This is a genomic window from Mucilaginibacter sp. (genome assembly GCF_041663085.1).
GTDB lineage: Bacteria > Bacteroidota > Bacteroidia > Sphingobacteriales > Sphingobacteriaceae > Mucilaginibacter.
Map to the genome: position 1 here is coordinate 13,003 of NZ_JBAZRC010000010.1, position 12,263 is coordinate 25,265.

Genomic DNA, 12,263 nt, shown 5'->3' on the forward strand with positions numbered 1-12,263 from the left:
TTCGGTTATAAACTCCCGGCTAATTATTTTACTGCCGGCGGCTCTGTTCTATCTCTGGCTCGGCGTAATAGTATACGTCCATATGTAATCATACTGCCGTTATCTTTGCTGATAACGGCATATAGTTACCCTTTAATTATTTTTAATTCTGCGAATCCAGATACAAAGCAGCAGCGCCTATAATACCGCTGTTGTGCAGTTCTGAAATTTCTATTTTAATCTTTTCGACAGATCCCGGGAAGGCAAATGTTTTTATCTCATCCCACATGGCGGTTTTAAAATATTCAAACCCGTGGCGCGCAGAACCACCCAGCACAATAAGCTGCGGATCGTAAGTGTACATCACCATTTTTATGGCGTACCCAACATGTTTACCAAACTCCTGATACAGACTCAGCGCTTCCGCATCTCCTTTTTGGGCGTTTTGGAAAACCTGCTGCCCGTTTACACCTTTTGTAATGGTAAAAAATGAGCCGCTTGCATGGTACTCTAAAAGGTTGGCTTCATAAGGTAAAAAGCCAAATTCGCCTGCGCCGCAGTTAGCCCCCGCATACAGGTGCCGATTTATAATTACACCGGCCCCAAGGCCGGTGCCCATGGTTAAACCTATTACAGATGAGTATCCTTTGCCCTTGCCGTAGTAGTATTCACCAACGGCAAAGCAATTGGCATCATTATTTACATAAACCGGCAGGTTGTATCGCTCCTGCAGTATTTTTTTCAGGTGTACTTCTTTCCACGAGGGGATGTTCAATACATTGTAAACTATCCCCTGCTCTACATCAACTATGCTTGGTACACCTATCCCTATGGCAAGGATATCGCCATGCATTAAAAGTTTATCAACTACCAGGTATATATCTGCAAGCACTTCATCAACGGTACCGTCGCTTTTTATTTGCAGTGCCTCGATAGCCGATACCTGCCCATCCTCAACTACCGCGCCCCTAACGTTTGTTGCCCCTAAATCTATCCCTATAATTTTAGTACCTGCCATGCTTTATATTGCTATCAATTTCTTTTAAAGATCTGTAATGCTTCGTTATTTCTTGCTACTAATATATACGTTCCTTTTACTGTTTTTATCTGTTTTTATATCCCTTACCTCGCCGGTTAAAAACAAGCCTGTATTTGCAGGTGCGGTAAAGGTAAAATTACGCGTGCCCATGTACATACCCAAAATACAAATCGGATATTTTTTATCTTCATGTAAAACCAAACATTTAATTATACCAGTACATAATTAAATAATGCTATTAACTTTAAAAAAAAGCAATTGGATCAGAATTTTATTTATTAGGTTACCATTTTACCCGACATTTGTGATAGTTAACCCAACACAACCATAACTTTTGGTTATTGAACATTAGCAATAATGATAAAAACACACTTCTTTTCGCCTGTACTTTTGATCTGTCAATTATCAATAAACAGATCAAATGGAAGACCAGGAGCAACAAAAGGAACTTATCAAAACATTAGTTAAAATGTCGCGATATACTATTTATATTGCCTGTATTGCTGTAGCTTGTATTGCCATAGTTATAGTATCAATGCTCAACACCGGGCTGGCCCGTAAGGATGCCATAGCGGTTACTGCATCAAATAATATCCCGGCCCCGGTTGCCGCTACCTCAGTTGTGAATCCGTCACTCAGCATTCCTAAAGATGCCTGGAAAGCACCCGATGATAATACGATCCCCACGGGAGAAACCGGTGATGCTATCCGTTATGGCCGCGAGCTGCTGGCACATACTGCTAAATATTTTGGGCCAAAAGGCAGTATAGCTACGATAACCAATGGTATGAATTGCCAAAATTGCCACCTGGCAGCCGGAACCAGGCTACTTGGGAACAATTTCGCTGGTTTTATATCGGGCTACCCCAAACTAAGCAATCGTAGCGGGAAATTTGAACAACCGGCAGAACGTATTGCCGAGTGCTTTGAGCGGAGCCTTGCAGGTAAGGTGCCGGATATTAAAGGTAAAGAAGTGCAGGCTATACTGGCTTATATGAAATGGGTAGGGAAAGGTGTGGAAAAAGGGCAGAAATTATTTGGCAACGCCACAGAGAAGCTGCCGTTTATGGATTATGCGGCCGACCCGGCAAAGGGAAAGATAGTTTTTGCAGCTAAATGCCAGAGTTGCCACGGCGCAAATGGAGAAGGAACACTTGCGGTAGATAAAATAAGCTACATATACCCACCATTATGGGGCAAACATAGTTATAACGATGGCGCAGGCATGTACCGGTTAACCAACTTTGCCGGATTTGTTAAAAATAATATGCCGTTTGGCGCTACTTACCAAAACCCGCAATTAACTGATGAGGAAGCCTGGAATGTAGCCGCTTTTGTAAACTCACAACCCCGCCCGCATAAAGACCAGCACCATGACTGGGCTGACCTTAAGAAAAAACCGATCGATCTTCCGTTTGGCCCTTATGCTGATAATTTTAGCGAAAAGCAGCATAAGTTTGGCCCTTTTAAACCGATCAAAGACGCACAAAAAAATTAACTAATTAAAAATTATAAACAAATACAATTATGAAAAAGTACATGTTCCTATTAGTGTTCGCTTTACCGTTTTTTGTAAAACCGGCCATCGCACAGCAAACAGACCCCGCCGCTTTCACCGGTGCAATGGCCAAACTCAAACATTACAACGCCTTGTACATCCTCAACTCAAACGACGAGAAAAAGATAAAAGGCACCCTGCGTAATATTAATAACGCCTTAGAGGACCCACGGCTTAAAGGTAAACTACATGTGGAATTAGTAGCTTTTGGCGATGGTGTTGCTGTTTTTATGAAAACCGGCATTTATGAGCAAACCCTAAAGGACCTGCAAGCTAAAGGCGTGGTATTAGCGCAATGCAACAATACCATCAAAGAGCGGAAGATAGACAAGAACGAACTGTTCCCCTTTATCTCTTTTGTGCCCAGTGGTAATGGCGAGATCATCATCCGCCAGTACGAAGGTTGGGCAACTGTGCATCCATAGTTAACATTCTGTTCTGTACATCAATTAAAATAAATCATGAAGCACCTTCAAAAAATAACATTTGCCATAGCCGGGCTTATTGCCTTGAGCAGTCAGGTTAAGGCACAGGCTCACCGGTTCGACCCGCCATGGAACACCCCGCCGGAAAGTAAGGTAATGTTTACCGTACCCGGTGTAGATAATGTGCCCGACCTGTTTGGTGATATTAACGACCCGCAATTGGTGGTATTCTTCGCCGGGAACCAGTTTATGTGTATAGATGACCTGATGGTGGCTTTTAAAAAGGAACACCCGCAATATCAGCGCATTTTTGCGGAAACACTGCCTCCGGGTATTTTAGCAAAACAGATCATGGGCGGCTCTATCACTATTGGTAATATGCGCATTACACTTAAACCGGATGTGTACACCGCGGGCAAAAGCCGTACAGACCAGATGCCCGAATATTTTAGCCGGACAGTGCCTTATGCGTATAACCGGCTGGCCATTATGGTGCGCAAAGGCAACCCTAAAAATGTAAAAGGATTAAAAGACCTGGGCCGTGCTGATGTAAGGGTGAGTATGCCTAACCCCGAATGGGAAGGAATAGGTAAGCGTATTGAAGAAGCTTATGTAAAGGCCGGTACCGAAACACTGCGTAAAACTATTATGGAAACCAAGGTTAAAGACAGCACTACTTACCTTACCCAGATCCATCACCGCCAAACGCCGATGCGCATTTTGTACAACCAGGCTGACGCGGCACCCGTATGGTATACCGAAGCTTACTATCAAATGATGATCGATCATCCAACCGATGTGATAGAAATTCCGGAAGCTGAAAACATCAGTGCTACGTATGTGGCCGGCCAAATGAAGATTGCACCACACATACAGGCGGCAAAAGATTTTATGGATTTTCTGATCAGCCCGGTGGCCAAAGCGATATATAGGAAATATGGATTTACAACCAGGTAAAACATTAATTAACCACAAGTGCCATGTTAGATTTTCGTTTACAGGTTTTTTATACCGTAGCCAAAAGGCTTAATTTCACCAAGGCCTCTGCCGAGTTATATATAAGCCAGCCCGCGGTAACCAAGCACATCAAGGAATTGGAAGCGGCTTACAAAACCACCCTGTTTGAACGGAGCGGTAATAAAAAAATAGTGCTTACCACAGCAGGCGAAATATTGCTGCAATATACAGATCAACTGTTAAGTATTTATCGCGAACTGGAGTTTGATATGAACCTGCTGGTGAAACAGCATACCGGTGTTTTACGACTGGGCGCAAGTACAACTGTAGCCCAATATGTGATTTCGCCGGTGCTGGCCTTATTTCATAAAAAATTTAAAGATATTCAGGTACAGCTTATTACCGGCAATACCGGTGAAATAGAACAGGCCCTGTTAAATAAAGAAATTGAAGTCGGCATCATTGAAGGTATCTCGCGCAACCCGCAAATAAGCTATGAAGAATACTTAAAAGATGAATTGGTATTAGTAAGCGCCGTAAACAACCCAACGTTAAAGAAAGATATTATTAAACCCGAAGAGCTTAAAAACTACCCCTTGCTAATGCGCGAACCCGGTTCCGGAACGCTTGAGGTGATTGCCCATGCACTTAAACCACATCATATTAAATTAGCCGACCTGCAAATTGAAATGCAGTTAGGGAGTACCGAAAGTATAAAATCGTATTTGCTGCACAGCAATTGCCTGGCCTTTTTATCGGTTCATTCTATATTAAAAGCACTGAAAAAAAACGAATTACGCATTATTGATGTAAAGGGATTGTCTATTGATCGCCCGTTTCACTTCACCCGTCTTCACGGGCAGCCGTCGTCGTTAGCAGAATTATTTATCCGCTTTGCGAGGAATTACAAACCGAATTAACATGTAGTTAGAAGATATATTTTGTTTTTTGTTGGTATTATAGGCGGTGCCAAACTTGCTGCCGCCATCTTTATTGCAGTTGGCACCCCGGGCTTGCTCCTTACTATTATTGGCGCCAACTAATCATGGGTCGGCTTCTCGAATTTCTTATTGAGAAAGGTGATTATTGTTTTTGCTTTGATCAGTGTAAAGAGTGTCAGCAAAGAAAGAATTATCAAAGACCCAATAACAAACCAGAAGCGATAGTCGCCAGGTAATATTGGTGAATGAATACCCGGGAGATCGATATAAACAACCTGCCTTACAAAACCCGATTCGCCTTTATAGGGGTCATTATCCTCCACTGTCACAGTTGGTGCCGGTAGTTGTACTACAGCGTTTTTGCTTTCCGCCCTGATATATCCGATAATATTTTTAATGTCCTGATCGCTCAGGTTGGGGTGATCAGGCATCACGGTTTGATTAAATGCAGTGAACAGCCTTACAGCAGCGGTATCACCGCTTTTAATTACCGATTGTGAAGAATGAACAAATTTGATGATCCATGCTTCACTGTGGCGATCGAAAACATTGCGCAGCGCCGGGCCAACGATCTGGTTTTGAATAGAATGGCAGGAATTGCAGTTTTTCTGAAATATAGTCTTGCCCTGTAAAGGGTCGGGGTCGGCAGCGCTAACCGTCCCGGTAAGCGAAAGCCACATAAATGCACATAAAAGGATCTTTTTCATAACAATGTTTCTAGTAGGTTAAGGTTGCGCTTTTAATCTGCTTATATCTTTGATCAATCGGGAGATCTCATCGCTGTCCGTACCATCGTAATAACCCCGGATGTGACTTTGCCGGTCAATAAGTACGATCTTGTCGCTGTGAATAAAATCACCCTCCCCGCCATCACCATCTGTAGCCGTAATGAATAAACCATTACGCGCAAAAAGGTATAGTTCGGGCTTACTACCTGTACCCAACTGCCATTGCAGCAAGTTAATCCCTTTTTTAGCAGCATACTTTTTTAACTTGGCGGGAGTATCGTGATAGGGATCTACGGATAGCGAAACCAGGCGTACTTGTTGATCACCAGCGTAGGCTTGCTGGATTTGCCGCATGCCGGCCATCATTTTTGGACAGATAGTTGGGCAGGAAGTGAAAAAGTAATTTACCACCCAAACCTTGCCCCGAACAAAGTTGCCCTTTAACCTACTGCTGTCCGTATTTAAAAATGCAAAGTCAGGAACAGCAAAATGCTTCACGTCGCGGCTTTCGATGGAAGTTCCGTTATGATAATAGGGTAATGGCTCTATGTTGTTCTCATACCACCGCATTACAGTAAATGCCAGCAGCGGCACCGTAATTATCACGGAAAAGAATATAATGATCGCTTTATTTTTAACCGGTTTCATTTGCTATTGATTGATCGCCTGTTGTGCATGATGACTTTATTTGTGTAAATTTTGGGGACTATCCGGCTGGAACTTATTGGGTACCGCCTTGGAATATTTAAAAACACTGATCAGCGCCGGCACATAAGTGGTCATCACCAAAATAATCATCAGGATAAGCCACGGCTTCATGGTCAGCAAAAGGGGCATGTCTTTTTCCTCATGCAGTTCTTCAGATTCGGGCAAGATCAGTTGCGATTCATTCACCCGTTTTCCCATAGCTGTTGCAAAGAATACCACAAAATAAAGTATCGCGGCAACGCCCATGATTAGTCCGCCAATTAAAGTGGTGGTAGTGGTGGGCACAAAATGATGATTATATAAGGGACTGTCCGGGTTGGTGTAGGATAATCCCAGGTTAGTTCTGCGGGGTTCGCCCATCAAACCACCTGACATTAAACCATGAGACAAAAACGCTATGCCTACCATCCATACGTATGGAACCATAACTGCAAATGTTTTGAATTTTAAAGCTTTGCCGGAAACGGTGCTGTACATGTATAAACTCATACCCAGTATAACCAGGATCACCGGCCCGGCAACGGTCATATGGAAATGCCCGGGAACCCAGTCGGTATTATGCACCAGCTGGTTCAATGTGTAAGAAGCATTGACTATACCGGATAGGCCACCGAAAATAAACAGGATCAAGCCACAGATAAAGTAACCAAACAGGTAATTGTCTACCTCAAAATACGGCAGTTTCCACATCCAGCTAAAAACCCCTTTTGCACCTCGTTTCCGCGCGCCGTATTCCAGTGATGCGGCTACCGTGAAAGCAGTCATAAAACTGGGAATGGCTACCGCGTAAGTTAACAGGCTCGCCCAAAGCTTAGTGCCCGGCGTGAAAACCGGTTCGCTGAACTGGTGATGGACGCCAACCGGCATCGATAAGATGAGGAATAACAAAAAGGCAAGCCGCCCGGCATTCCCGGAGTAGAGTTTACCGCCTGCCACCTTGGGTAAAATGGTGTAATAAGCCACGTATGCGGGCAACAACCAGAAGTAAACTAACGGATGGCCGAACATCCAGAACAGCATACGGGTTAACGGCACATGGATACTATCTGTCCAGCCTAACGACCATGGCGTCAAAATAACCAGTGTTTCGTAAGCTACCGGAAGCGTACTAATCAGCCAGATGGAGAAATTAACAAAAGTACCGAGTACTGCTAAAGGCATTTTCGATTTCGGGTTCTCTTTTTTCCAGCTATACCATATTTTGATCCAGCCGAAAAAGGCGATCCAGCTGCCAACAATCAGCAAAGCGGTACCAACGTAAAAAAATGGCGAGGCTTTTAAAGGTGCATAAAAAGTATATAAAGCCTGGGCCTTTCCGGTTGCCATGGCAATCAGGTCCATTAGGGTACCGATCACCATCAGGACCATTGAAATTTGATAGGATAACCTGGGTGGCTCCCGCTTAAGATAATAGGATACGGTTACATGCCCAAAAACCACCGCGAAAAAAGTGGTCAACACGATGGCATTGATCACCCCGTGCATGGTAAGGCCCTGGTAATAATTAATGCCTGCTACCGACGATTGGTGAATAACGCCTGCCCGGTAAATGGTTTGCATAACGCCGTTATAACAGCCCAGGATAAAGAGTGTCATGGGCATTAATAACCCGGTAAGTATAACTGTCCGGTAAGTTTTGCTAATGTTCATTAGTAATATTTTTTAGGAGTGATCGTAATTTTACCCATCATATACTGATGACCGGCACCACAGTATTCATGGCAGAGAATTCTATAAACACCGGCTTGCTCAAAAGTGACTGTCGTCTTGGTGATCGCGCCGGGTACTGCCATGACGTTAACCCCCTTCTTTACAATATTAAACCCATGGACCACATCGTCTGATGTTAGATACAGGTCAACGGTACTCCCTTCCGGAAAGGTGAGGTCATCCGGCATAAAAGCCCACATCTTCGCAACACCGTAAACTTCATAGGTTGTTCTGTCCAGTTTTTTTACATGCGGCACTTTGTAAGTACCGGAGTAGGTCACGCAGGCGGGCACGTCGATGTTCCGGCTGAAATCATTGTAAAGAATGGCAAAGAAAAAAACTGATAGCAAAAGGCCCGCAAGCACAATTACCCTGATCTCGTATTTATTCATAGCTATAGATTAATAGTGCCTTTCTAACTGAAGATTGTAGAGACTGAACCAGATCAGCGCGGTAAGCGCCAATAAAAGCGTGATAAAAACAATGGTACCTACCGGCACGAAATGTTCTTCTTTTTCTTGTAAATGTTTTTCGGCCATATATTTGTTTTTAGAAGGAGAATTGGCCCGTTCCGGGGCCTATAGGTGGTAGTAAATGTTTTTGAAATAAAAACATTTTGATTATCGCAGGTCAATGATCAAAATGATCGGCGCAATAATTTGAAAAATTGATTGAATTAGTTTTCGTTAGGTTACGATATTCTGTGATAGCCTATTATTTATAAACTTTACCCAATCCAAACAATAAATACTACACAAATCAAATACCAGGTAATACTTATTAATCATACATTAATCGTCTATTCCGTTTTTTGTAATCCTACCGATCAGTTCCCTGCATCAACTTTCTTTGTGCTAATATTAAAAGGATAATACAAGGGGCAAAAGCTGATAAAACTGGTTAAAATAAATACGCCCGCTAAAACAAGCAATATAATGGCCAATGTGCCGGATAGCACACCTGTGTAGTATAATACGGCGATTCCGACAGCGGCAAAAATCCGTAAACCACGGTCAAGGCCCCCCATGTTCTTTTTCATAGCTGTTAATTTTTTTATTAAAATTAATAGTTATCTATGCCGCTGCCGGTAACATACGTCACATAAAATAGTGATCTTCGTCTCATTTTGGTCAGGAAGACCGGATCAAAGACTTCAATTGAGCGTTCAGTGTCTCGGGATGAAAGTGATTAGTACCGAAGCGCCTGTCGTTTAAATTTAAAGAGCAATATCAACCAGGTTTGATTGCATCTTAAAAAGCGTTGCATAGAAATGATCAAGATGCGTCTTATCCAGTTGCTGATTGATCATATGATTGACCTGCTCTATCGCTTCATGTATCTTGGGCACACTTTCTTTGCCTTTACTGGTCAGATAAATAAAATGAGCTCTTCTGTCGGCGGCATTTTGTTCGGTATAAACAAAGCCGTCCCTGGTCATTCCTTCGATGAGCACCGCAATGCGTGACTTATCAACCTGGAATAATTCAGCCAGTTCCTTGTGTGTTGGGGTCTGTTCCGCGGAGGCCAGTAAAAGGATGATCTCTGCGTAATGTTCAAGGCGGAGATCGGGCAGGACTTTAACGATAGCACGGCTATACAGCCTGCTTAAACGCCGCAAGCTTTTGGATAATAGGATTTGCATAATAAAATTCTTTAAGAAAAACAGGAATGAAACAAGCCCGCAACGGGCGGTTTGCCAAACAGTTAATAACTAAAAGAATCAAATACGCAGGGAGAGCCGGAAAGGTGAAAAGGGCGCAAAGTAATGCGGTATGAGGGTACGCCACATCATTTTCCGGGTAATATGGGGAATAAAAAATAAGATCAAAAAGGAACCGGCCAGTTTAACAAAAAGATCTTGCGCGTCTTTATCTTTGTTTAAAACAGACTTATCCGTACGGTGTATGATACTGAAGGCCTGAGCACTGGAGTTATCCAGTTTCCTTTTGAAGATAGAATTATAGCGTGCGTGAGATTTGGTGGAGACAATGTGATGGTTGGGCAGCAACAGGATATGGGTAAGCACGACAAATAGGTAGGCCGCGGTCAGCAGCAGTACACTTGTTTTTTTATCATTGTGCAGCCTCATAGACAAATGTAAGTATTTTGGTTTGTTTAATTCAAATGATCAGGGCCGCAAGCATCAGGGCCATTAACTGGGCCAACGTATGGATAGCTTAAATTCGAGCGCCTACAGGATACTGATTAATAATCATTAAACAATAAAAAAAATGTTATTGCAACAATACTTTTGCAAAAAAACCATTTTATTTTTTAGATGTTTGCAGTGAAATATTAAAAGGTGAAAAATAAGCAGGCTACATTGCCCCAAAATATCTTAGTGCTAGTGCTTTTAGCAGTGTATTTCTTCACTGCCTCTACTCATGTTTTTTTTATTCCGTGCTTAACCAAGGGTGCGCACCACGCGCCTCTCTCCCACAATTCTATTTTTAAAAGAAAGCAGGAATATCATGTGGGTGCAAAAAAAGAGCTGAGTTTTATTAAACGGCCTGATAAATCGATCTTCGAAGAGCGTAAAGCGGTATCTGATTCCATCAGGTCCTTTTTAAACTTTTTTACAATCCTGCTATTTATCTCGCTGGTGTGGAGACTTAAGCCCAAGTTATTTGCTGATGTGTCTGGCCATCTTTATCACCCAACTCATTCCTACTTATCCCTCTGCGTCATCAGGATCTGATCAATACCACTTCTGCAATAGCGCCATAGCAGGCCTTTTGCGCAATCTACATGCTTTTATTTAAGGTATTGCCGGTATAAACGGCACTCACTATTTATTTCATTTCCGAAAAATTAATATGCAAAGTTCAAAAAGACAGCTATTTGTCGTTATTTGCCTTTTTATTGCAGGGCATACTTACGCACAGCAAGCAAATCCGCCGGTCAAATTAAAGGACCTGTTAAATCGGGTCAATGAAAAAGCGCCCTCCCTGCTCACGGATTCTGCCGCCATTACGATCAGGCAGGCCCAGGCAGCCGAGACCCGCAGCAACTGGCTGCCTAACCTGAAACTAAATTACCAGGCCGATGTAGGCACCAATAACAACGATGCCGGCCCGTACTTTGGTTTTGGTATCATCCCGTCCAATTCGCGAGGTGTAAGAACCGAAAGTAATACGAGCGCGGTATTGACCAACCTGGGCATTGCCGCACTGGACTGGGAGGTTTACAATTTTGGAGCTTATAGTGCCCAGAATAAGGTGGCCAACTCGGATATCAATATCGAACAGAACAAGTTTGCGCAATCCAAATACCAGCTGCAGGCTTACACCATAGGCAGCTATCTGCAATTGATGCGCCTGCAGGACTATCTGGCTATTCAAAACAGGAATATACAGCGCAACCAGGAGATCCGCCGCTCCATACAGTCACTTGCCAAAAGCGGGGTCCGTCCCGGCGTAGATACAAGTATCGCCGAAGCCGAGCTGTCCAAAGCAAGGCTGACTTATATTGAACTGGATAATCAGTTGAAAAGGGTTCAGCTGCAGCTTTCAGCGATCAGCGGGCTGCCATATCAAACCATCATCCCAGATACGGCAGCAGAGACAAGGATGGTCACGGAATCAGTAACACCGGTAATGTTAACCGCCGATACTGCCAACAACCCTTTGATCAACTATTACAAGTCCATCTACCAAGGCAGCCTCTATCGCGAAGACCTGGTCAGGAAACAATATAACCCTAAGATATTACTGGAAGCCGCTGTTTGGGGCCGTGGCTCCAGTATAGATGCCAATGATAATTTCAACAGCCTTTCTACCGGCTGGGGGTTCAACCGGAACAATTACCTGGTAGGCGTGGGCATTTCCTATAACCTGTTTGATATTAGGCGCAGGCAGCTCAAACTCCGTACCCAAAAAACGGCGACCAATTACGCGCAAAAACAACTGGATGAACAAAGGAACGCCTTAACACTGAGCGTAAACCAGGCCGATGTGGAATTAAACACCGCAAAACAGCGTTTACAGGAGATCCCTAACCAGTTGAAGGCGGCCAATGCGGGTTACCGCCAAAAGCTTTCCTTATATAAAAGCGGTTTGACCGACATTATTGAACTGAACGCCGCCTTAAATATTTTGTACCGTGCGGAAACCGATTATGTCCAGGCCAAATATGCGTACACGAATGCCTTGTTCCAAAAGGCCGTGACAGGAAACCAGGTCAGTTCAGTTTTAAACCTTTTAAATTAATTAGCTATGT

General features: G+C 43.4%; 15 protein-coding genes. 6 read left to right on the top strand and 9 right to left on the bottom strand.

Annotated elements, in window-relative coordinates:
* Window positions 1-142: 142 nt before the first annotated feature.
* Window positions 143-997 (bottom strand): ROK family protein, encoded by an 855-nt coding sequence (locus WC615_RS04325; RefSeq protein WP_372976908.1) that lies wholly within the window; start codon window positions 995-997, stop codon window positions 143-145.
* Between the two features lie 442 nt (window positions 998-1,439).
* Between WC615_RS04325 and WC615_RS04330 the strand changes: the two genes are divergently transcribed.
* The 4 genes from WC615_RS04330 to WC615_RS04345 are packed head-to-tail and all read left to right on the top strand — an operon-like array spanning window position 1,440 to window position 4,878.
* Window positions 1,440-2,516, top strand: a complete 1,077-nt coding sequence (locus tag WC615_RS04330) for a c-type cytochrome (protein WP_372976909.1) — start codon at window positions 1,440-1,442, stop codon at window positions 2,514-2,516.
* A gap of 29 nt (window positions 2,517-2,545) precedes the next feature.
* Entirely contained in the window at window positions 2,546-3,001 is a 456-nt protein-coding gene (locus WC615_RS04335; RefSeq protein ID WP_372976910.1) for a DsrE family protein, read from the top strand.
* A 36-nt stretch (window positions 3,002-3,037) separates the two neighbouring features.
* Window positions 3,038-3,958 carry a molybdate ABC transporter substrate-binding protein gene (locus tag WC615_RS04340; protein ID WP_372976911.1) on the top strand — a complete coding sequence of 307 codons (921 nt, stop codon included), beginning with the start codon at window positions 3,038-3,040 and terminating at the stop codon, window positions 3,956-3,958.
* Between the two features lie 23 nt (window positions 3,959-3,981).
* Window positions 3,982-4,878, top strand: coding sequence for a LysR family transcriptional regulator (locus tag WC615_RS04345; protein ID WP_372976912.1), 897 nt, complete (start codon window positions 3,982-3,984; stop codon window positions 4,876-4,878).
* A 119-nt stretch (window positions 4,879-4,997) separates the two neighbouring features.
* Here WC615_RS04345 and WC615_RS04350 read toward each other — a convergent pair whose 3' ends face one another.
* From WC615_RS04350 to WC615_RS04385, 8 genes are all read right to left on the bottom strand, one after another.
* Window positions 4,998-5,606, bottom strand: coding sequence for a c-type cytochrome (locus tag WC615_RS04350; RefSeq protein WP_372976913.1), 609 nt, complete (start codon window positions 5,604-5,606; stop codon window positions 4,998-5,000).
* An 18-nt stretch (window positions 5,607-5,624) separates the two neighbouring features.
* Window positions 5,625-6,275, bottom strand: a complete 651-nt coding sequence (locus tag WC615_RS04355) for an SCO family protein (protein ID WP_372976914.1) — start codon at window positions 6,273-6,275, stop codon at window positions 5,625-5,627.
* A 36-nt stretch (window positions 6,276-6,311) separates the two neighbouring features.
* Complete coding sequence (locus tag WC615_RS04360) at window positions 6,312-7,985, bottom strand: cbb3-type cytochrome c oxidase subunit I (protein WP_372976915.1); 1,674 nt, start codon at window positions 7,983-7,985, stop codon at window positions 6,312-6,314.
* Window positions 7,985-8,437 carry a hypothetical protein gene (locus tag WC615_RS04365; RefSeq protein WP_372976916.1) on the bottom strand — a complete coding sequence of 151 codons (453 nt, stop codon included), beginning with the start codon at window positions 8,435-8,437 and terminating at the stop codon, window positions 7,985-7,987. The genes WC615_RS04360 and WC615_RS04365 overlap by 1 nt, the downstream gene beginning before the upstream one ends.
* A gap of 9 nt (window positions 8,438-8,446) precedes the next feature.
* On the bottom strand, window positions 8,447-8,584 hold the full coding sequence (locus tag WC615_RS04370) for a hypothetical protein (protein ID WP_372976917.1): 138 nt from the start codon (window positions 8,582-8,584) through the stop codon (window positions 8,447-8,449).
* Between the two features lie 287 nt (window positions 8,585-8,871).
* A complete protein-coding gene (locus tag WC615_RS04375) occupies window positions 8,872-9,084 on the bottom strand; it encodes a DUF2892 domain-containing protein (RefSeq protein WP_372976918.1) in 213 nt (70 codons plus the stop codon).
* Between the two features lie 177 nt (window positions 9,085-9,261).
* Complete coding sequence (locus tag WC615_RS04380) at window positions 9,262-9,687, bottom strand: MarR family winged helix-turn-helix transcriptional regulator (protein ID WP_372976919.1); 426 nt, start codon at window positions 9,685-9,687, stop codon at window positions 9,262-9,264.
* 78 nt (window positions 9,688-9,765) lie between these two features.
* Window positions 9,766-10,134, bottom strand: coding sequence for a hypothetical protein (locus tag WC615_RS04385; RefSeq protein WP_372976920.1), 369 nt, complete (start codon window positions 10,132-10,134; stop codon window positions 9,766-9,768).
* Between the two features lie 213 nt (window positions 10,135-10,347).
* Between WC615_RS04385 and WC615_RS04390 the strand changes: the two genes are divergently transcribed.
* Together WC615_RS04390 and WC615_RS04395 are read left to right on the top strand one after the other, a co-directional pair.
* The gene (locus WC615_RS04390; RefSeq protein WP_372976921.1) at window positions 10,348-10,743 is read left to right on the top strand and encodes a hypothetical protein; all 396 of its coding nucleotides are present in this window, start codon (window positions 10,348-10,350) and stop codon (window positions 10,741-10,743) included.
* A 118-nt stretch (window positions 10,744-10,861) separates the two neighbouring features.
* Window positions 10,862-12,253, top strand: a complete 1,392-nt coding sequence (locus WC615_RS04395; protein WP_372976922.1) for a TolC family protein — start codon at window positions 10,862-10,864, stop codon at window positions 12,251-12,253.
* Window positions 12,254-12,263: the final 10 nt, after the last annotated feature.

What these genes read in the sequence shown, in the direction of transcription:
- WC615_RS04375 (WP_372976918.1), bottom strand. Translation starts at nt 9,084, where the DNA reads ATGAAAAAGAACATGGGGGGCCTTGACCGTGGTTTACGGATTTTTGCC.
- WC615_RS04380 (WP_372976919.1), bottom strand. Translation starts at nt 9,687, where the DNA reads ATGCAAATCCTATTATCCAAAAGCTTGCGGCGTTTAAGCAGGCTGTAT.
- WC615_RS04355 (WP_372976914.1), bottom strand. Translation starts at nt 6,275, where the DNA reads ATGAAACCGGTTAAAAATAAAGCGATCATTATATTCTTTTCCGTGATA.
- WC615_RS04335 (WP_372976910.1), top strand. Translation starts at nt 2,546, where the DNA reads ATGAAAAAGTACATGTTCCTATTAGTGTTCGCTTTACCGTTTTTTGTA.
- WC615_RS04330 (WP_372976909.1), top strand. Translation starts at nt 1,440, where the DNA reads ATGGAAGACCAGGAGCAACAAAAGGAACTTATCAAAACATTAGTTAAA.
- WC615_RS04365 (WP_372976916.1), bottom strand. Translation starts at nt 8,437, where the DNA reads ATGAATAAATACGAGATCAGGGTAATTGTGCTTGCGGGCCTTTTGCTA.
- WC615_RS04385 (WP_372976920.1), bottom strand. Translation starts at nt 10,134, where the DNA reads ATGAGGCTGCACAATGATAAAAAAACAAGTGTACTGCTGCTGACCGCG.
- WC615_RS04370 (WP_372976917.1), bottom strand. Translation starts at nt 8,584, where the DNA reads ATGGCCGAAAAACATTTACAAGAAAAAGAAGAACATTTCGTGCCGGTA.
- WC615_RS04340 (WP_372976911.1), top strand. Translation starts at nt 3,038, where the DNA reads ATGAAGCACCTTCAAAAAATAACATTTGCCATAGCCGGGCTTATTGCC.
- WC615_RS04345 (WP_372976912.1), top strand. Translation starts at nt 3,982, where the DNA reads ATGTTAGATTTTCGTTTACAGGTTTTTTATACCGTAGCCAAAAGGCTT.
- WC615_RS04395 (WP_372976922.1), top strand. Translation starts at nt 10,862, where the DNA reads ATGCAAAGTTCAAAAAGACAGCTATTTGTCGTTATTTGCCTTTTTATT.
- WC615_RS04325 (WP_372976908.1), bottom strand. Translation starts at nt 997, where the DNA reads ATGGCAGGTACTAAAATTATAGGGATAGATTTAGGGGCAACAAACGTT.
- WC615_RS04360 (WP_372976915.1), bottom strand. Translation starts at nt 7,985, where the DNA reads ATGAACATTAGCAAAACTTACCGGACAGTTATACTTACCGGGTTATTA.
- WC615_RS04350 (WP_372976913.1), bottom strand. Translation starts at nt 5,606, where the DNA reads ATGAAAAAGATCCTTTTATGTGCATTTATGTGGCTTTCGCTTACCGGG.